The sequence below is a fragment of the Bacillus sp. FSL R5-0603 genome, assembly GCF_038050295.1.
Taxonomy (GTDB): Bacteria; Bacillota; Bacilli; order Bacillales; family Bacillaceae; genus Bacillus; species Bacillus subtilis.
This window is the reverse complement of the sequence record NZ_JBBOYP010000001.1, coordinates 2,448,824-2,465,771: the sequence shown is the minus strand read 5'-3', so window position 1 is coordinate 2,465,771 and position 16,948 is coordinate 2,448,824. Positions and strand designations below refer to the sequence as shown.

The window sequence follows — 16,948 nt, the reverse complement described above, 5'->3', positions numbered from 1 at the left end:
ACAAGACTTGATTTCTTCCATATGCGTATCTAAATGTTTTTATTCAAAGATACAACGTGATAAAATACACATAATAGCTCATGATAGGGTAGAACTGAATTTAGGAATTCCTTTCCTAAAGCTTAAAGGTATTCATGTGGAATGTTATGAGTTGGTAACATGTTCAAATAAATTAAAGAAAGGATTTCATCCATATGGAGTATGATCGAAAGATTAAAAATCGCTTACGCCGGATAGAAGGACAAATTAAAGGTGTATTGACTATGATGGAGCAAGGAAAAGATTGTAGAGAGGTTGTGACCCAATTAGCAGCTTCACGTAATGCTATCGACCGAGCATTGGGTTTAATTGTGAGCACAAATCTTGAACATTGTGTTCGTGAAAATTTAGAAAAGGGTGAAGATACACAAAATTTAGTAAAAGAAGCAGTCGACTTATTGGTAAAGAGTCGATAAAAAATTCATCAACCTATAATCCTTTAAGGTTGACGAATTTTTATTTGTGTAATAATATACCCCCATGGGTATATAGATTTAACTGATTGCGTAATTGTATATCTTTCATTCAAAAATTTTTAGAATCCCAGATACCCCTTGGGGTAATTTAGTTAGGAGGAGAAACATGACAAAACAAACAAAACGTACAACAATTGTCTGATTTAGTGGGGATTACGATAAAGCAATGGCAGCCTATATTATTGCAAATGGTGCTGCTGCCTACGATCATGAAGTGACGATCTTTCATACTTTTTGGGGATTAAATGCTTTGCGTAAAGAAGAGCTGGTTCCTGTGAAAAAAGGATTGCTTGAAAAAATGTTTGGAAAGATGATGCCTCGTGGTGCTGATAAGATGGGTTTATCTAGAATGAACTTTGCAGGTATGGGCCCTAAAATGATTAAAAATGTGATGAAAAAGCATAATGCACTTACGTTGCCTCAGTTGATTGAGATGGCTCAAGAACAGGGTGTAAAGCTTGTAGCTTGTACGATGACAATGGATCTTCTTGGTTTACAGGAAAAAGAACTATTAGATGAAATCGACTATGCTGGTGTAGCCGCTTATTTAGCAGATGCTGAAGAAGGCAGTGTCAACTTATTTATTTAATGTTACCAATTGCAAATTAAATAAAGGAGGTGAAACACAATGAATAGTGGCGTTATCATCAATACCTTACTTATTTTATTTTTACTTTGGATTGTATTTCGACGTTTTTTACCAGTGCAAGGTGTTAAACAAATAACAACTACTGATTTAAAGTCAGAGCTGAAAAATAAAGGAAAACAGTTTATCGATGTACGAACACCTCATGAATTTCGTACAAGGCATATTAAAGAGTTCAAAAATATTCCCTTGTCAAAATTGGCTCATCAAACAAGTCAACTTTCGAAAGACCAAGAAGTTTTTGTTATTTGTCAAAGTGGAATGAGAAGTCTAAAGGCGAGCAAGGTATTGAAAAAACAAGGATTTAAAAATATCACAAATATTAAAGGTGGTATGAATACATGGCCATAAAACCTTAGATATTATTTTTTGTATATTTATATACCCCCACCCCTATTTGAAAAGGAGGAAAAAATGGTGAAGGCAAATATTGTGTTAGACGCTAAAGGCTTGACGTGTCCAATGCCCATTGTAAAAACGAAGAAGAAGATGAAGGATTTAAAAGCTGGTGAAGTATTAGAAATTCAAGCAACAGACAAAGGATTTACAGCAGATCTGCAAGCATGGGCAAATAGCACAGGTCACGAATATCTAGGTACTGAAACAGAGGGAGAAATACTTCATCATTTTCTTCGTAAAGGAGGAGTGCATTCATCAGAAAGCGCACCTTCTATTCCTGAGGTTTCACTAGAAGCTTTCAAACAGAAAGTGGAAAGTGACGAGCCGCTTAACATTTTAGATGTCCGAGAGGTAGATGAGTATGAAGACGCTCATATCCCGGGAGTTGTGCATATCCCTCTTGGTGAAGTAGAAAAGCGCTCTAACGAGTTAAACAAAGATGATGAAATTTATATCATTTGCCATTCTGGAAGAAGAAGTGAAATGGCAGCCCAAACGATGAAAAAACAAGGTTTTAAAAAGGTGATTAATGTTGTCCCTGGTATGCGTGATTGGACAGGTAAAACAGAATAAATAAAAAGGATGATGAACAAATGAGTACAAGAGTAGCGATTATTGCGGCAAATGGTGGTCTATTTGATGCTTATAAGGTATTTAATATTGCGACTGCGGCAGCAGCAAGTGATCAAGAAGTATCTATCTTCTTTACATTCGAGGGATTAAATCTAATTCATAAGCAAGCACATCAAGAATTAGAAATGCCGAAAGGAAAAGAACACTTCGCGGAAGGATTTAAGAAAGCAAACGTGCCGTCTATTCCTGAACTGATTGAAATGGCACAAGAGATGGGTGTTACATTTATTGGTTGTCAAATGACGATGGACGTTATGGGTTTAACAAAAGATGATTTTGTAGAAGGAATTGAAGTAGGCGGGGCTGTCACCTTTTTAGATTTTGCTAAAGATGCTGATGTATCCTTAACATTTTAGTCCCGTTAAAAAAAATTCGATATAGGAGGCATTGAAACATGACTGTAAAGGCAATGACCCCAAAAGAAGTGACAAAAAAAATCTTTAACAATGAACCTTTATTTATTTTGGATGTGCGTAATGAAAATGATTTTAGTAATTGGAAGATTGAAGGGCATGACTTTGACCATTTGAATGTTCCTTATTTCGATCTTTTAGATGGCGTAGAAGATATGCTAGAGAAAATTCCTTCTGATAAAGAAGTGCTAGTCGTTTGCGCAAAAGAAGGTTCATCAGTAATGGTATCCGAGATGCTTTCAGAAGCAGGTCTTTCTGTATCCTATCTTAAAGGCGGAATGAAAGCATGGAGTGAACATTTAGAGCCAGTAAAAGTCGGGGATTTAAAAGATGGTGGGGAAATTTATCAGTTTGTTCGAATTGGGAAAGGCTGCCTATCATACATGATATTATCCAATGGAGAAGCAGCCATAGTAGATGCTACACGTATGGCGGATGTCTTTTTAGATTTTGCTAAAGAGAAGGGTGCAACAATTACTCACGTATTTGATACCCATCTCCATGCAGACCATATTTCAGGGGGGAGAGTGATTGCTGAAAAAACAAGAGCAACCTACTGGTTACCGCCTAAAGATGCTGAAGAAGTGTTATTCGATTATCAGCCGTTGGAAGAAGGAAATGACATTATCATTGGAAAAACGACGATTAAAATTCAACCAATTTATTCACCTGGACATACCATTGGCTCCACTTCTTTCATTGTCGATGATCAGTATCTCCTTTCAGGTGATATCTTGTTTATCGATTCAATCGGCAGACCTGATTTAGCCGGTATGGCAGAAGATTGGGTAGGAGATTTAAGAGAAACCCTTTATAAACGTTACAAAGCGTTATCAAAGGATTTAATTGTATTACCGGCACACTTCATGATCATTGATGAGTTAAATGAAGACGGAAGTGTTGGTAAAAAACTAAGTACATTATTTGCCGAGAACCATGGTTTGAACATTGCGGATGAAACAAAATTCAGACACCTAGTAACAGATCATTTGCCTCCGCAACCAAATGCATACCAAGAGATTCGAGAAACAAACATGGGGAAAATCAGCCCAGATGAAGAAAAACAGCGTGAAATGGAGATTGGTCCAAACCGCTGTGCAATACGGTAATATAAGTTCCTATTAAAAAGAGGAGAGATGAACATGAAATCAGATAAAGTATTAGACGCAAAAGGGTTGGCATGTCCAATGCCAATCGTCAGAACAAAGAAAGCGATGAATGAATTAGAATCAGGTCAAATATTAGAAGTACATGCAACGGATAAAGGATTCAAAAGTGATCTAGCGGCTTGGTCTAAATCAGGTGGGCATGACCTTTTAGAGAAAACTGAAGAAGGTGATGTACTAAAATTCTGGATTAAAAAAGGCTAATTAATATGAAGGGGTATCGAATAAAAAGATACCCCTTTTTCCTTTGAAAAGGAGGAAACCTAAATGGACATTGCCTTTATTATCACTCTTTTCATCATAGGGTTTATTGGCTCCTTTATTTCTGGAATGATTGGTATTGGCGGATCTGTTATTAATTATCCAATGTTATTGTACATTCCTTCTTTAGTGGGAGTGTTGTCATTAACAGCCCATGAAGTTTCAGGGATAGGAGCTATTCAAGTTTTTTTTGCGACACTTGGTGGTGTTTGGGCTTATCGTAAGAGCGGGTTTTTAAATAAAAAATTAATCATTTACATGGGAAGCAGTATTCTTATAGGGAGTGTATTTGGGAGTTACTTTTCTCATTTCATATCTGAAAAAGGAATTAACTTTATATACGGAATTCTGGCTCTTATAGCGGTTATTTTAATGTTGATACCTAAAAGAGGACAAGCACATAAAGAAGGCGAAGAAGTGATATTTAATAAATGGTTAGCTTCGTCCATAGCCTTTATCATTGGCGGCGTATCGGGTATTTTAGGAGCTGGCGGCGCCTTTATCCTAGTCCCCATTATGTTATCGATTTTAAATATTCCTGTAAGAATCACCGTCGCTTCATCTCTAGCGATTACATTTCTTTCATCTATTGGAGCAACAGTTGGAAAAGTGATCACAGGTCAGGTGCTTTTTGTACCAGCTCTGGTTCTTATTATTGCTAGTTTAATTGCATCTCCTATAGGTGCAATAGTTGGACAAAAGGTAGAGACTAAGTTTCTGCAATGGATTTTAGCTCTTTTGATTTTAGTGACTACCGTTAAAATTTGGTTAGATATTCTATGAAAATAGATTGACTTTCTTAAGGGTGAGATAAAAAGAAAGACCAACAGACAGTTTCAAACGTTGGTCTTTCTTTTTTTATGTTAAGACGCTAAGGATGCGAGTATTTTGAATGAGGGATTAATGGTGTCATAATAATATGTAGAAAAGAAGAGAATACATAAAACAGGCTAGATAGAAAAGAGACCAAGCAATTGCTTGATCTAAAAACAATATAAAAAAATAGTATTACTTTTGATCAGAATGTTTTTTGCCTTTTAGTTATCAATACTTCAAACTAGTTAGTAGAAGAAATATTTCCTTGTATCTCAATCTTGACACCAGCTTTTTTTAATAAGTTTCCTACAGTGCATCCTTTATCTGCAAGTGAAAATATTCTATTGGATGCTTGAATTTGTTTTTCTGTTGCTTTTCCGGATAAAACAATATGAGGATAGTGGATGATTTTAAATTCATCATCAGAATTAATTCCTTCAGAATTTACAGTCAAATCCACAACAGGAAGATACCTTGATTCAATCATTGATACAAGAACTGAGGTATAACAAGCTGCTGCAGATGCTACAAGAATCTCTTTTGGAGAGGCTCCATTTCCACTTCCGCCAAATTCAGCAGGAATAGCAATCTTTGTATCTAGAAACTCTGTTTCAAGAAATCCGTTCCCTTTTAAACCACTCTTCCAAACGATATTAACATTTGATTTCAAAATAAACACTTCCTTAAGTAATTTTTGCAATTTTTCCTTTGCTTTATTGAACTCCGAGAAATTTGAAATTATTGAGATCGTTTTAGATAAAAGAAGACCCTCAAAAGAAGGGTCTTCTAACTACATACATTGATAAATCAAAACTAGACACACTTCAAGCTTTTAAAGTTTTAGGCATCACTGTTTAGCTGGCGGAGAATATCATGCACATCTACATGAGATCTATGCTCAATAATTTTACCGTCAGCAATACGTAATAACATCATAAGAGAGAATTTAACGGTTTTTCCCGTTGCAGAAACTCCAGCAAATGGAATACCTGTATGCTTGCCTTCAAATATAAAATAAACTGCAACAAGGTCGCCTTCAGCTACCATTGCTTTAATTGGCATTTTGAAACCTGGGAAAGCATCAAAGTTTTTCTTTTCTGATTCAATTAAACCCTCTACACCTGGATACGGTGTATCTAATTGTGGATAGAATACAAAGTCTTTATGGCAAAAGTCTTTTAAGTCATCGTATTTTTCTTGTTCAATCGTTTCAAAGTAACGACGCACTAATTCTTTATTGTTTTCAACGGACATAATGAACGCTCCCTCCCTTAGTTAAAACTTCATCTCATGTGTTAGATTAAAATGAATATGATTCGCCATCTTCAGGCACTAAAACATCAGAAGCGATTCCTTTTTCCTTAATAAAGGATTTTAATTCTTCTTTTGATAATCCCCAATGGTTAACAGCTTCCATGTGGCTCACGATAATTTTTGCATTTGGAGCAGCTTTATATGTTTCATAGATATCTTCTTTACCCATGATGAGAGAACCGCCTTCGTAGAATTGATTATCTCCGCCATTTACGACAATAATTTCTGGTTGATGTGTATCAATCTCTTCCTGAACGGCATCATACCATACTGTATCTCCGGCTACATATAATGTTTTCTCGCGTTGGTGTTTGAAGACAACACCGCAAACAAGACCTGCAAGTTTTAAAATTTCTCCTCTTCCGTGTTCGCCTTTTGTTTTAATCAATTGAATGTCTTCAAAGACTGTATCTTTTGTTAATACCTCTACATTTTTGAATCCGGCATTTCGTATTTCTGTTGCATCTTCTTCATTTTGGGAGAACAGCTTGATATCTTTTGGCAACAACTCTTTAGCAGCCTCATCCCAATGGTCGTAATGTAAATGAGTAACAATAACAGCATCAATATCTTTAATAATATTGTCAACAGATGTTGGCAATTCAACCAAAGGGTTGTTTTGATCTTGTCTTGGCGCATTTGGGAATGGAGGGTAAGCCCCCTTCTCAGCTAACATGGGATCTATTAAAAACTTTTTGCCTGCATATTCGACTACAAGTGTGGCATTACGAATTTGTTGAATATTCATGTGTAAAACTCCTTTTCTTTAGTATATGTATAGTTTACCTACAGCAACTAAATAAATACATGGAACAAATCAAGTCTTTTTGCAATTTAACTTGATTTTTGAAAATCCTTAATAAAAGGAAACGGAACAAAGAAGAAATTATGTAGGGGCAATAAGTATTAATTTTGGTTTACTTTAACCGACATGTCTCAAGTGCATGTCGATATACTAACTTGGTAGTATTTATGAAATGACTATTTCAGACACCAGTGACATGTGCATACTACAATATTAGTGGTTGTATATTTCCTAAAAACAATGCCCATTTTGTGTCCAAAATGAATATAAAATGATATAAATAAGTGAAATGAATGAATTCAAATGCTTGAAATAATAGGCTTTTGTAATCGACATAAGCATCCACTTATTGAGGGCCTATTGGATGTAATAAATTTCTGGAAAAAACCGATGGTCCAAACTAGCGGTTTTTTATCTGTTTTCATATTGAAAATTACCTCATTAGGACAAACACCTTTTACATAGCATTACCCAAGGGGTGATGCATTTTATGAAGGTAATTATTATCGAGGGACCTCAAGCTGACAAATGCATTAACGATTGCTATCATTATTTAATAAAACTTTATAGGAAGGAGATCCAGGGTGATAGCAATATATGTAAGGGTATCGACCGAGGAACAAGCGATCAAGGGATCGAGCATCGACAGCCAGATCGAGGCCTGCATAAAGAAAGCAGGGACTAAGGATGTGCTGAAGTATGCAGATGAAGGGTTTTCTGGAGAGCTTTTAGAACGACCGGCTTTGAATCGCTTGAGGGAGGATGCAAGCAAAGGACTTATAAGTCAAGTCATTTGTTACGATCCTGACCGTCTTTCTCGGAAATTAATGAATCAGCTTATTATTGATGATGAACTGCGAAAGCGAAACATACCCTTGATTTTTGTAAATGGTGAGTACGCCAATTCTCCTGAAGGGCAATTATTTTTCGCTATGCGTGGAGCAATCTCAGAATTTGAAAAAGCCAAAATCAAAGAACGGACATCAAGCGGCCGACTTCAAAAAATGAAAAAAGGCATGATTATTAAAGATTCCAAACTATATGGCTATAAATTTGTTAAAGAGAAAAGAACTCTTGAGATATTAGAAGAGGAAGCAAAAATCATTCGGATGATTTTCAACTATTTCACCGATCATAAAAGCCCTTTTTTTGGCAGAGTAAATGGTATTGCTCTACATTTAACCCAGATGGGGATTAAAACAAAAAAAGGCGCCAAAGTATGGCACAGGCAGGTTGTTCGACAGATATTAATGAACTCTTCTTATAAGGGTGAACATAAACAGTATAAATATGATACAGAGGGTTCCTATGTTTCAAAACAGGCAGGAAACAAATCTATAATTAAAATAAGACCTGAAGAAGAGCAAATCACTGTTTCAATCCCAGCAATAATCCCAGCCGAACAATGGGATTATGCTCAAGAACTCTTAGGTCAAAGTAAAAGAAAACACTTGAGTATTAGCCCTCACAATTACTTGTTATCGGGTTTGGTTAGATGCGGGAAATGCGGAAATACCATGACAGGGAAGAAAAGAAAATCACACGGTAAAGACTACTATGTGTATACATGCCGGAAAAATTATTCTGGAGCAAAGGACCGCGGCTGCGGAAAAGAAATGTCTGAGAATAAATTAAACCGGCATGTATGGGGTGAGATTTTTAAATTCATCACCAATCCTCAAAAATATGCTTCTTTTAAAGAGATTGAACAGTCAAATCACCTTTCTGATGAATTAGAACTTATTCAAAAAGAGATAGAGAAAACAAAAAAAGGCCGCAAGCGTCTTTTAACGCTAATCAGCCTAAGCGATGACGATGATTTAGATATTGATGAAATTAAAGCACAGATTATTGAATTGCAAAAAAAGCAAAACCAGCTTACTGAAAAGTGTAGCGAAATTCAATCAAAAATGAAAGTCCTGGATGATACAAGCTCAAGTGAAAATGCTCTAAAAAGAGCTGTCGACTATTTTCAATCAATCGGTGCAGATAACTTAACTCTTGAAGATAAAAAAACAATTGTTAACTTTATTGTGAAAGAAGTTACCGTTGTGGATTCTGACACCGTATATATTGAAACGTATTAAAAAGGGGTGTATGCACCCCCCTTTTGTAATTACAATCTCATTTTCAATACACCTCGCAGCATACGTCGCCAGCTTTGTCCCTTTACCAGCGGAATAGCTTTCAATTCCTTTAATCAGCCCGATCGTTCCGATGGAGATTAAGTCCTCTGCATCCTCACCTGTATTTTCAAACTTTTTCACAATATGGGCGACCAAGCGAAGATTATGCTCAATCAGCATGTTTCTGGCATGTTCATCCCCTTTAGCCATGAGCTCTAAGTATTTTTTTTCTTCGCTGCTTGAGAGCGGTTGTGGAAAGGCATTGTTTTTCACGTAAGATACTAAAAAGACAAGCTCTTTAACAACAAAGCCGAGCGCTGCGAAAACACCTGTCACCATCGTCACCTCCACAAAAGTATGTAGGCAAAAGCCTATATGTAAATGTATGTGACCGGGAGGCTGTCTGTGTCTGTACCGGGAAATTTCTCGCGGGGGAGTCCGGCTTTTGTAAGCAGCATACTAACTTCAAATGTTAAAAATAATCTTTATCAAGCGCCCATACATTGAAATGAACAAAGGTATGGGGGGATGGGAATGAAAAAATGGATGGCAGGCCTGTTTCTTGCTGCAGCAGTTCTTCTTTGTTTAATGGTTCCGCAACAGATCCAAGGCGCATCTTCGTATGACAAAGTGTTATATTTTCCGCTGTCTCGTTATCCGGAAACCGGCAGTCATATTAGAGATGCAATTGCAGAGGGACATCCAGATATTTGTACCATTGACAGAGATGGAGCAGACAAAAGGCGGGAGGAATCTTTAAAGGGAATCCCGACCAAGCCGGGCTATGACCGGGATGAGTGGCCGATGGCGGTCTGCGAGGAAGGCGGCGCAGGGGCTGATGTCCGATATGTGACGCCTTCTGATAATCGCGGCGCCGGCTCGTGGGTAGGGAATCGAATGAGCAGCTATCCTGACGGTACCAGAGTGCTGTTTATTGTGCAGTAGTAAAGAAGAGGCTCTTTCTTGAGCCTCTGTTGTTACAATCCTTCGCCGAGCTGAATTTTCGGGGGATAGGTTTCTGCTTTTCGCCAATATTGGCGTGTGCCTTCGTCCCGTACAACGATGCCCAGCTGTGCCAGTTCGAGACGGAATTCTTCAATATCGTCTTTTTCTTCGTCCTGCAGCGCTTTGTGACGAGCTTTTAATAAGGCATGGGCGCCTTGCGATAGGTCTGGTGCATCAGGAATCCATCGGCGAAATTGATCTTTAAACGGATCACCATCTGTTGCCCATTCGTAATGATGCTGTCTAAAGGCCTTCTCAACGTTTACTGGTTTTTCATCAATTTCTTCCCGTACCAATTCATATCCGGCTGTTCCCAGGAGGACAAGCCGTTTGTGATCCATAAATACAAGAGCGATGTCATCGGAATGAATTGTTTGCACTTTTTTTCCTTTGATGAATTCCACTGTGCGATTTGTAATTTTGACAGACAGCAGCATTGCAATAACAGAATGAGCCAACCAAATCCCCGCACACATACCGAGAAGAGCAGTGATAAATGAAGCTGTAGATCCCTGAAAAGAGGTAATGAGCCGAAGCGGTCCTTCAAGAGGGATCCAGGGGAGGGATAATGCCCATTTCGCAATCTGCGGAATAAAATACCCGATTGCAAAACCGATGATTGCAAGTGCAGCGTATAAAAAAAATACAGCGGTTTTCGTAACTCCAATAAGAGTATGAGATTGATTCTGCAACATATCACCTTCTTTTTACTGAAAATATCGAATTCCTTCCCATATTTTAACTTAAATTGATGGTAAATCAAGGATAAAGCGATAATTATGGATATAAAGAGATTCAGTAATAGAACTGGCAGGCACAGTCAGTCATGAAAAATAAAATTTACATGCGCAGACGATGTAAGCCCCATTTGTTTTCTGCGTATCACAATACAATCCAAAGGGAACATAAAGAGTAAAGGCTTTTTAGACAATCAGGAGGAACAGATATGAAAATCGGATTAATCGGCTTAGGGAAAATGGGCATAAACATAGGAAAGCAATTCATTGACCGCAATCATCAAGCGGTTGGATATGATGTAAATCAAGCGGCTGTTGATGAACTGAAAGCATACGGGGCTGAGGGGACAACGAATCTTAAAGAGTTAATTTCTTTATTAGACCCGCCGCGTATCCTATGGGTTATGGTACCGCATGGCATTGTCGATGCTGTTTTGCGTGATGTATCACCTTTATTAAGTAAAGGCGATATGATTATCGAAGCTGGAAACTCTCATTATAAAGAATCAATTCGCCGCTACAATCAAATGAAAGAAGCGGGTATCCATTATCTCGATGCCGGAACGTCGGGCGGAATGGAAGGCGCACGGCATGGAGCCTGTTTTATGGTGGGGGGCGATCATGAAGCATGGGAGATTGTGGAACCGATTTTTCGTGATACCGCCATCGAAAATGGTTATCTATACGCTGGTGAAGCGGGAAGCGGACATTTTTTAAAAATGATCCATAATGGAATTGAGTATGGAATGATGGCCGCGATTGGTGAAGGATTCGAAGTGCTTGAAAACAGCCAATTTGATTTTGACTATGAGAAGGTTGCCAGAGTGTGGAATCATGGTTCTGTCATTCGTTCTTGGCTTATGGGACTGACTGAGCGAGCTTTCGCTAAGGATGCGAAACTGGATCAGATCAAGGGCATTATGTATTCCTCAGGTGAAGGAAAATGGACTGTGGAAACCGCGCTTGATCTGCAGATGGCAACTCCGGTCATCGCCATGTCACTGATGATGAGATACCGTTCTTTAACAGACGATACGTTTACAGGAAAGGTGGTCGCTGCGCTTCGAAATGAATTTGGAGGCCATGCGACAGAAAAAAAGTAAGGGGGCCAACAAGCCTCCTTATTTTTTTGGCACCTTCAGAAGATGAGGGAACTTTTTATAAATGACCAGCATGATGATCAGAATATATGCACCGTAAATGCTGATAGACAATAATTTATTGCTGGTGAAATTGGCGCCTGCAATAGTGACAACAACAATATTGGGGATTTTCCCTATTAAAGAAGCAAAGAAAAAAACATGCCAGCGAACCTGGCTCAGACCGCAGATCACATTCATTATAAGGGAAGGTATGACTGGTATCAGCCTTCCTAATAAAACAGCGGTAAAAGCGTTCTTGTTGAAGGAAGCCTCGTAGCTTTGTATGGCAGGGTAGGCCTGAACTTTTTTTCTGGCCCAATCTCTAAAACTGTACCTGGCGAGAAAAAACAGCAATATAGTACCAAGCATTGAGCCGGTCAGTGTAATCCAAATTCCATTTGCAGTCCCGAACACTGCGCCATTTAAAGCAGCAACCAAAGCAAACGGCACTATTGGGAAAAAAACATCGGCAGCAATCAGCAGCACACTAAATAAAACGGAAAACATCCCTCTTGCTTTGATTGCATCAAGCCAAGCTTCTTTCTGAAAAAAACCGACTGCAATAATAGCGATAATCACAAGTATACCTATTACTTTTTTTAACATGTCTATGGTCACTCCCAACTTAGGTGATGTCAGGAGCCAAAACCTCCGTCATCTAAATTAGTATAACTGGTGCCATTTCAGCGGTTCAACTGAAAACCAGGTTAAGAACACAATTCTTTTTTACCTCATAAAAAAGGCTGTCCATCTCTCTGTTTTCTGCATTCTTAATAATAGGGAGGGATAGAAATGGTTACCATAAAAAAGGATTTTATACCGCTATCAAATGATAATCGTCCTGGCTATTCGATGACGCCTGCTTATATTACGGTGCATAATACAGCGAATACAGCAAAAGGCGCTGATGCGAAAATGCACGCCAATTTTGTGAAAAACCCGAACACATCCGAAAGCTGGCATTTTACAGTTGACGATTCAGTCATTTATCAGCATCTCCCGATAGATGAAAACGGCTGGCATGCGGGAGACGGTACAAACGGGACAGGAAACCGCAAATCGATCGGGATTGAAATCTGCGAAAATGCTGACGGCGATTTTGAAAAAGCAACATCAAATGCCCAGTGGCTGATCAGAAAGCTGATGAAGGAAAACAATATTCCGTTAAATCGTGTTGTTCCCCACAAAAAATGGTCTGGGAAAGAATGTCCGCGGAAACTCTTGAACCACTGAAACTCTTTTATAAACGGAATTTCTTCCTCGGATACACCTCCAAAAGAATCTTCACCATCATATCCTCTGCCGTCTGGGGTTATAAAGCTCACTTCGCCTTATCGAAAGGGCACAAACATTCTCCAGCTGCAAAAGGCTTTAGCTGCACTTCACTTTTACCCTGATAAGGGAGCCAAAAACAATGGCATAGATGGAGTTTACGGACCGAAAACAGCGAATGCCGTCAAGCGTTTTCAGCTCATGAACGGATTAACTGCAGACGGGATTTATGGGCCAAAAACAAAGGCCAAGCTTAAATCGAAGTTAAAGTAAATGCAGGATTTAACGGATAACCTGTTCCCGGTGCGGATTCAGGTTATTTTCTTTTCTTTGGTTTGTGTGTTTTTCAGATTGGAAAGAAGGGAATTTTAAAAAATCATCAGCTGCGCCGCAATGAAAGCAGAATGATATTCACTGAGGGGGACACGTTAACTATAGGAAAAAACAGTGATAGTGAAAAACTCTTCATTGAACGAAGAGAAACAGAGGTATAACATTAAGGTGAGGCTTTTGGGGGTGTAAAGATGAAACATTTTATCATCCTTTTCCTTCTGCTGTTCGTTACAGCAGGATGCGAGGGAAGGGGATACGAAGACGTTGTAGCATTTGGTGACAGCAATACGCGTGGCTCTAATTGGGATTATCGCGATTATCCAAAAGCACAGCAGTGGGTCAATATATTAAAAACAGCTGAGCGCGGTAACCTTGATATACTCAATGCGGGAATCGGCGGACAGACGACAGAGGATGCCCGTCTCCGATTTCAGACAGATGTGCTGGATCAAAAACCGAAGTATTTGTTTATTATGTTCGGCACCAATGACGCTGCCATACTGACTGAGGGGAAACCGAGAGTGTCGAAGCAGCGTTTTAGAGAAAATCTGGTTTATTTTATTGAAGAAAGCAGAAAACACGGGATCAAGCCTATCTTAATGACGTGTATCCCAATTATAGAAGGTAATGGGAAGCATCATCTGTTTTACTATTCCAGATATCAAGCAGCTGCTTTTGAACCAAAAGGCGGAGCAAGGAAATGGCACAACTCATATAACGATATTACAAGAGATGTGTCGAAGCGCCTGGATGTCCCTCTTGTAGATAACTGGAAGCATTTTATAGAAGCAGACGGCGGAAAAGCAACTGATGAAGCGCTTATCCAATCTGGTTTAATAGATCCTTCTGGAAATCATATGACACCTAAAGGGGCAAGGATCGTATATGAAGGAATACAAGATGGGCAGATTCTGCAGCGTTGAGCCGGACAACCGCCTAGTCCGATTTATTTCTCCTACATAGGCTGTTATAAAACCTTATTAAGGAGGCGCTTCACATGTATGGCGCAGGCAGAGCATATGGATACGCTTTTATTGTTGTTTTAGTTGTTGTTCTCCTGGTTGTGGGCGGCATATACTGGTTAGCATAATAACCGGCCCTTTAAAACACCTCTTTTTAGGGGTGTTTTTTGCTGAAAATAGTAGTAAAGCGCGCAGCCAAAGTGATATAATATCAGTCATCTGAGTAAAAAAAGGAAATACGCCCGGAAAAAATAGACAAGTTCCTATTAAGAAGATACGGAAATAATATGTCCGAGCGATCTTCTTTTTATTTCGTTTTCAATTAACTCGATAAAGTCACGGTTTAAATTCATTTCGGTGGCTTTGAAATAAGATTCTATTAGTAATTCATCAGACAGTTTTCTCATGCTAGGAACCCAATTAATGGGAGAGGCACCTCCTTAAAAGTTGGAATCATTCATGATTTTAACGCATACAATGATAAGTTGCGTTCATCTGAGGTTGAAGTTATCTTTAATCTACCATGAAATGCATATAAGAACAATCGTTCTGTTATCCACACCAAAAAGTGGATAACTTGTGAGTATCGTGTTTATAATTTGTCTAAAGAGTGATGTGGTAAGAGTGGATAGTGTGTGTAAATTTATCCACACCTGGTGAAGAAACCCAATTTTTGTCGAAATTTTTTTGCTCAGTTTTTCTTTAGGCGCAAGTTCGATTTTTTTCGACAATCATTTTGAAAGAAAGAAAAGGGAAGGGTGCGGGTTTTGTTAAAAAAGTTTTTTTTACCTGACGAGTTTGTAAAAAATATTTTTCATATTACACCTGAGAAATTAAAGGAACGAAATGTAAAAGGAATTATTACTGACCTGGATAATACGCTTGTTGAATGGGACAGGCCGAACGCGACGCCGCGATTGATCGAGTGGTTTGAAGAAATGAAGGAACACGGCATTAAAGTGACAATTGTCTCTAATAATAACGAAAGAAGAGTGAAACTTTTCTCAGAACCGCTTGGAATCCCATTCATCTATAAAGCAAGAAAACCGATGGGTAAAGCCTTTAATAGAGCGGTGCGCAATATGGAGCTGAAAAAAGAGGACTGCGTTGTCATCGGAGACCAGCTGCTGACCGATGTACTCGGGGGAAACCGAAACGGCTACCATACGATTTTGGTCGTGCCAGTCGCTTCCTCTGACGGATTCATTACGCGCTTTAACCGCCAGGTCGAACGCAGAATACTGAGTGCTCTCAAACGAAAAGGGCACATTCAGTGGGAGGAGTAAGAAATGGAAAAGGTTGTTTGTATCGGGTGCGGAGTTACGATCCAAACCGAGGACAAAACAGGTTTGGGGTACGCGCCGCCTGCATCGCTTACGAAAGAAAATGTGATTTGCCAGCGTTGCTTCAGACTGAAAAACTATAATGAAATACAAGATGTCTCCTTAACTGATGATGATTTTTTGAACATTCTTCACGGTATTGGAGAAACGGACTCTCTTGTCGTAAAAATTGTTGATATTTTTGATTTTAACGGCAGCTGGATTAATGGGCTGCAGCGCTTGGTGGGGGGAAACCCTATCTTATTAGTTGGCAATAAAGCGGATATTTTGCCTAAGTCACTGAAAAGAGAGCGTCTGATCCAATGGATGAAGCGTGAAGCGAAAGAGCTTGGCTTAAAACCGGTTGACGTATTTTTGGTCAGTGCGGGACGCGGCCAGGGAATCAGAGAAGTAATTGACGCGATTGAGCATTACCGCAACGGAAAAGACGTCTATGTTGTCGGATGTACAAATGTAGGAAAGTCAACCTTTATTAACCGGATTATTAAAGAAGTGTCAGGTGAAGAAGATATTATTACAACATCCCAATTTCCTGGCACAACCCTTGATGCGATTGAAATCCCGCTGGATGACGGTTCATCGCTTTATGATACACCGGGAATTATCAACAACCATCAAATGGCGCATTATGTCAATAAAAAGGATCTGAAAATATTATCTCCTAAAAAGGAGCTGAAGCCTCGCACATTCCAGCTTAATGATCAGCAAACACTGTATTTTGGCGGACTTGCAAGGTTTGATTATGTGTCTGGGGAAAGATCTCCTTTTATTTGCTATATGCCGAATGAGCTGATGATTCATAGAACAAAACTTGAAAATGCAGACGCGCTTTATGAAAAGCATGCAGGGGAATTGCTCACACCTCCGGGTAAAGATGAAATGGATGAGTTTCCGGAATTGGTCGCCCATACGTTTACGATAAAAGACAAAAAGACAGATATCGTTTTCTCTGGGTTAGGCTGGGTTACTGTCCATGACGCCGATAAAAAGGTAACTGCATACGCGCCAAAAGGCGTTCATGTATTTGTTCGGCGTTCATTAATTTAAGAAAAGGGGAGAG

18 protein-coding genes and 5 pseudogenes are annotated in these 16,948 nt (G+C 38.9%); 16 read left to right on the top strand and 7 right to left on the bottom strand.

The window, feature by feature from the left end:
• Positions 1 to 194: 194 nt before the first annotated feature.
• The 8 genes and pseudogenes from NYE56_RS12620 (at position 195) to NYE56_RS12585 (ending at position 4,816) form a co-directional block, all read left to right on the top strand.
• Positions 195 to 455 carry a metal-sensitive transcriptional regulator gene (locus NYE56_RS12620; RefSeq protein ID WP_341283924.1) on the top strand — a complete coding sequence of 87 codons (261 nt, stop codon included), beginning with the start codon at positions 195 to 197 and terminating at the stop codon, positions 453 to 455.
• 166 nt (positions 456 to 621) lie between these two features.
• A pseudogene (locus NYE56_RS12615) lies at positions 622 to 1,104 on the top strand (DsrE/DsrF/DrsH-like family protein).
• Positions 1,105 to 1,143: 39 nt separating this feature from the next.
• The gene (locus NYE56_RS12610; protein WP_341283923.1) at positions 1,144 to 1,512 is read left to right on the top strand and encodes a rhodanese-like domain-containing protein; all 369 of its coding nucleotides are present in this window, start codon (positions 1,144 to 1,146) and stop codon (positions 1,510 to 1,512) included.
• Positions 1,513 to 1,575: 63 nt separating this feature from the next.
• Positions 1,576 to 2,133, top strand: a complete 558-nt coding sequence (locus tag NYE56_RS12605; RefSeq protein WP_341283922.1) for a sulfurtransferase TusA family protein — start codon at positions 1,576 to 1,578, stop codon at positions 2,131 to 2,133.
• Between the two features lie 20 nt (positions 2,134 to 2,153).
• Positions 2,154 to 2,549, top strand: coding sequence for a DsrE/DsrF/DrsH-like family protein (locus NYE56_RS12600; protein ID WP_014114508.1), 396 nt, complete (start codon positions 2,154 to 2,156; stop codon positions 2,547 to 2,549).
• A 31-nt stretch (positions 2,550 to 2,580) separates the two neighbouring features.
• A pseudogene (locus NYE56_RS12595) lies at positions 2,581 to 3,715 on the top strand (MBL fold metallo-hydrolase).
• 33 nt (positions 3,716 to 3,748) lie between these two features.
• Complete coding sequence (locus tag NYE56_RS12590; RefSeq protein ID WP_268477860.1) at positions 3,749 to 3,976, top strand: sulfurtransferase TusA family protein; 228 nt, start codon at positions 3,749 to 3,751, stop codon at positions 3,974 to 3,976.
• A 63-nt stretch (positions 3,977 to 4,039) separates the two neighbouring features.
• A complete protein-coding gene (locus NYE56_RS12585; protein WP_341283921.1) occupies positions 4,040 to 4,816 on the top strand; it encodes a sulfite exporter TauE/SafE family protein in 777 nt (258 codons plus the stop codon).
• 274 nt (positions 4,817 to 5,090) lie between these two features.
• Here the strand turns inward: NYE56_RS12585 and NYE56_RS12580 are convergent, their stop codons facing one another.
• The 3 genes from NYE56_RS12580 to NYE56_RS12570 form a co-directional block, all read right to left on the bottom strand.
• Positions 5,091 to 5,519 carry an OsmC family protein gene (locus NYE56_RS12580; RefSeq protein ID WP_341283920.1) on the bottom strand — a complete coding sequence of 143 codons (429 nt, stop codon included), beginning with the start codon at positions 5,517 to 5,519 and terminating at the stop codon, positions 5,091 to 5,093.
• A gap of 170 nt (positions 5,520 to 5,689) precedes the next feature.
• Positions 5,690 to 6,103 (bottom strand): ester cyclase, encoded by a 414-nt coding sequence (locus tag NYE56_RS12575; RefSeq protein WP_341283919.1) that lies wholly within the window; start codon positions 6,101 to 6,103, stop codon positions 5,690 to 5,692.
• A 46-nt stretch (positions 6,104 to 6,149) separates the two neighbouring features.
• Complete coding sequence (locus tag NYE56_RS12570; protein WP_341283918.1) at positions 6,150 to 6,911, bottom strand: MBL fold metallo-hydrolase; 762 nt, start codon at positions 6,909 to 6,911, stop codon at positions 6,150 to 6,152.
• Between the two features lie 547 nt (positions 6,912 to 7,458).
• Here NYE56_RS12570 and NYE56_RS12565 point away from each other — a divergent pair.
• Both NYE56_RS12565 and spoIVCA read left to right on the top strand, forming a co-directional pair.
• A pseudogene (locus NYE56_RS12565) lies at positions 7,459 to 7,637 on the top strand (hypothetical protein).
• Complete coding sequence (spoIVCA, locus tag NYE56_RS12560; protein ID WP_341284397.1) at positions 7,595 to 9,055, top strand: site-specific DNA recombinase SpoIVCA; 1,461 nt, start codon at positions 7,595 to 7,597, stop codon at positions 9,053 to 9,055. Before NYE56_RS12565 ends, spoIVCA begins: the two are co-directional and overlap by 43 nt.
• 27 nt (positions 9,056 to 9,082) lie before the next feature.
• Here the strand turns inward: spoIVCA and NYE56_RS12555 are convergent.
• Positions 9,083 to 9,433: pseudogene (locus tag NYE56_RS12555) on the bottom strand (sigma-70 family RNA polymerase sigma factor); the annotation flags it as partial.
• A 195-nt stretch (positions 9,434 to 9,628) separates the two neighbouring features.
• Between NYE56_RS12555 and nucB the strand changes: the two are divergent.
• Positions 9,629 to 10,039: a sporulation-specific Dnase NucB gene (gene nucB / locus NYE56_RS12550; RefSeq protein WP_268555557.1), complete on the top strand. Its 411-nt coding sequence runs from the start codon at positions 9,629 to 9,631 to the stop codon at positions 10,037 to 10,039.
• Between the two features lie 32 nt (positions 10,040 to 10,071).
• Here the strand turns inward: nucB and NYE56_RS12545 are convergent, their stop codons facing one another.
• On the bottom strand, positions 10,072 to 10,794 hold the full coding sequence (locus NYE56_RS12545; RefSeq protein WP_268555556.1) for a YqeB family protein: 723 nt from the start codon (positions 10,792 to 10,794) through the stop codon (positions 10,072 to 10,074).
• Between the two features lie 251 nt (positions 10,795 to 11,045).
• Here NYE56_RS12545 and gnd point away from each other — a divergent pair, with 251 nt between their 5' ends.
• Positions 11,046 to 11,939 carry a phosphogluconate dehydrogenase (NAD(+)-dependent, decarboxylating) gene (gene gnd / locus NYE56_RS12540; protein WP_341283917.1) on the top strand — a complete coding sequence of 298 codons (894 nt, stop codon included), beginning with the start codon at positions 11,046 to 11,048 and terminating at the stop codon, positions 11,937 to 11,939.
• 18 nt (positions 11,940 to 11,957) lie between these two features.
• Here gnd and NYE56_RS12535 read toward each other — a convergent pair whose 3' ends face one another.
• Positions 11,958 to 12,584 (bottom strand): TVP38/TMEM64 family protein, encoded by a 627-nt coding sequence (locus NYE56_RS12535; RefSeq protein WP_268555554.1) that lies wholly within the window; start codon positions 12,582 to 12,584, stop codon positions 11,958 to 11,960.
• A gap of 186 nt (positions 12,585 to 12,770) precedes the next feature.
• On the opposite strand from NYE56_RS12535, the pseudogene cwlH reads away from it, so the two are divergent.
• Positions 12,771 to 13,523 (top strand): annotated as a pseudogene (gene cwlH / locus NYE56_RS12530) (N-acetylmuramoyl-L-alanine amidase CwlH).
• Positions 13,524 to 13,774: 251 nt separating this feature from the next.
• The gene (locus NYE56_RS12525) at positions 13,775 to 14,506 is read left to right on the top strand and encodes an SGNH/GDSL hydrolase family protein (protein WP_003229964.1); all 732 of its coding nucleotides are present in this window, start codon (positions 13,775 to 13,777) and stop codon (positions 14,504 to 14,506) included.
• A 305-nt stretch (positions 14,507 to 14,811) separates the two neighbouring features.
• Here the strand turns inward: NYE56_RS12525 and NYE56_RS12520 are convergent, their stop codons facing one another.
• A complete protein-coding gene (locus tag NYE56_RS12520; protein WP_003226124.1) occupies positions 14,812 to 14,952 on the bottom strand; it encodes a sporulation histidine kinase inhibitor Sda in 141 nt (46 codons plus the stop codon).
• A 360-nt stretch (positions 14,953 to 15,312) separates the two neighbouring features.
• On the opposite strand from NYE56_RS12520, the gene NYE56_RS12515 reads away from it, so the two are divergent.
• Positions 15,313 to 15,831, top strand: a complete 519-nt coding sequence (locus tag NYE56_RS12515; RefSeq protein WP_003226126.1) for a YqeG family HAD IIIA-type phosphatase — start codon at positions 15,313 to 15,315, stop codon at positions 15,829 to 15,831.
• Between the two features lie 3 nt (positions 15,832 to 15,834).
• A complete protein-coding gene (gene yqeH / locus NYE56_RS12510) occupies positions 15,835 to 16,935 on the top strand; it encodes a ribosome biogenesis GTPase YqeH (protein WP_003229966.1) in 1,101 nt (366 codons plus the stop codon).
• Positions 16,936 to 16,948 lie beyond the last annotated feature (13 nt).

Excerpts from the sequence above, each read along its gene's own strand:
- NYE56_RS12620 (WP_341283924.1), top strand. The coding sequence starts at position 195 with ATGGAGTATGATCGAAAGATTAAAAATCGCTTACGCCGGATAGAAGGA.
- NYE56_RS12610 (WP_341283923.1), top strand. The coding sequence starts at position 1,144 with ATGAATAGTGGCGTTATCATCAATACCTTACTTATTTTATTTTTACTT.
- NYE56_RS12605 (WP_341283922.1), top strand. The coding sequence starts at position 1,576 with ATGGTGAAGGCAAATATTGTGTTAGACGCTAAAGGCTTGACGTGTCCA.
- NYE56_RS12600 (WP_014114508.1), top strand. The coding sequence starts at position 2,154 with ATGAGTACAAGAGTAGCGATTATTGCGGCAAATGGTGGTCTATTTGAT.
- NYE56_RS12590 (WP_268477860.1), top strand. The coding sequence starts at position 3,749 with ATGAAATCAGATAAAGTATTAGACGCAAAAGGGTTGGCATGTCCAATG.
- NYE56_RS12585 (WP_341283921.1), top strand. The coding sequence starts at position 4,040 with ATGGACATTGCCTTTATTATCACTCTTTTCATCATAGGGTTTATTGGC.
- NYE56_RS12575 (WP_341283919.1), bottom strand. The coding sequence starts at position 6,103 with ATGTCCGTTGAAAACAATAAAGAATTAGTGCGTCGTTACTTTGAAACG.
- NYE56_RS12570 (WP_341283918.1), bottom strand. The coding sequence starts at position 6,911 with ATGAATATTCAACAAATTCGTAATGCCACACTTGTAGTCGAATATGCA.
- nucB (WP_268555557.1), top strand. The coding sequence starts at position 9,629 with ATGAAAAAATGGATGGCAGGCCTGTTTCTTGCTGCAGCAGTTCTTCTT.
- NYE56_RS12545 (WP_268555556.1), bottom strand. The coding sequence starts at position 10,794 with ATGTTGCAGAATCAATCTCATACTCTTATTGGAGTTACGAAAACCGCT.
- gnd (WP_341283917.1), top strand. The coding sequence starts at position 11,046 with ATGAAAATCGGATTAATCGGCTTAGGGAAAATGGGCATAAACATAGGA.
- NYE56_RS12535 (WP_268555554.1), bottom strand. The coding sequence starts at position 12,584 with ATGTTAAAAAAAGTAATAGGTATACTTGTGATTATCGCTATTATTGCA.
- NYE56_RS12525 (WP_003229964.1), top strand. The coding sequence starts at position 13,775 with ATGAAACATTTTATCATCCTTTTCCTTCTGCTGTTCGTTACAGCAGGA.
- NYE56_RS12520 (WP_003226124.1), bottom strand. The coding sequence starts at position 14,952 with ATGAGAAAACTGTCTGATGAATTACTAATAGAATCTTATTTCAAAGCC.
- yqeH (WP_003229966.1), top strand. The coding sequence starts at position 15,835 with ATGGAAAAGGTTGTTTGTATCGGGTGCGGAGTTACGATCCAAACCGAG.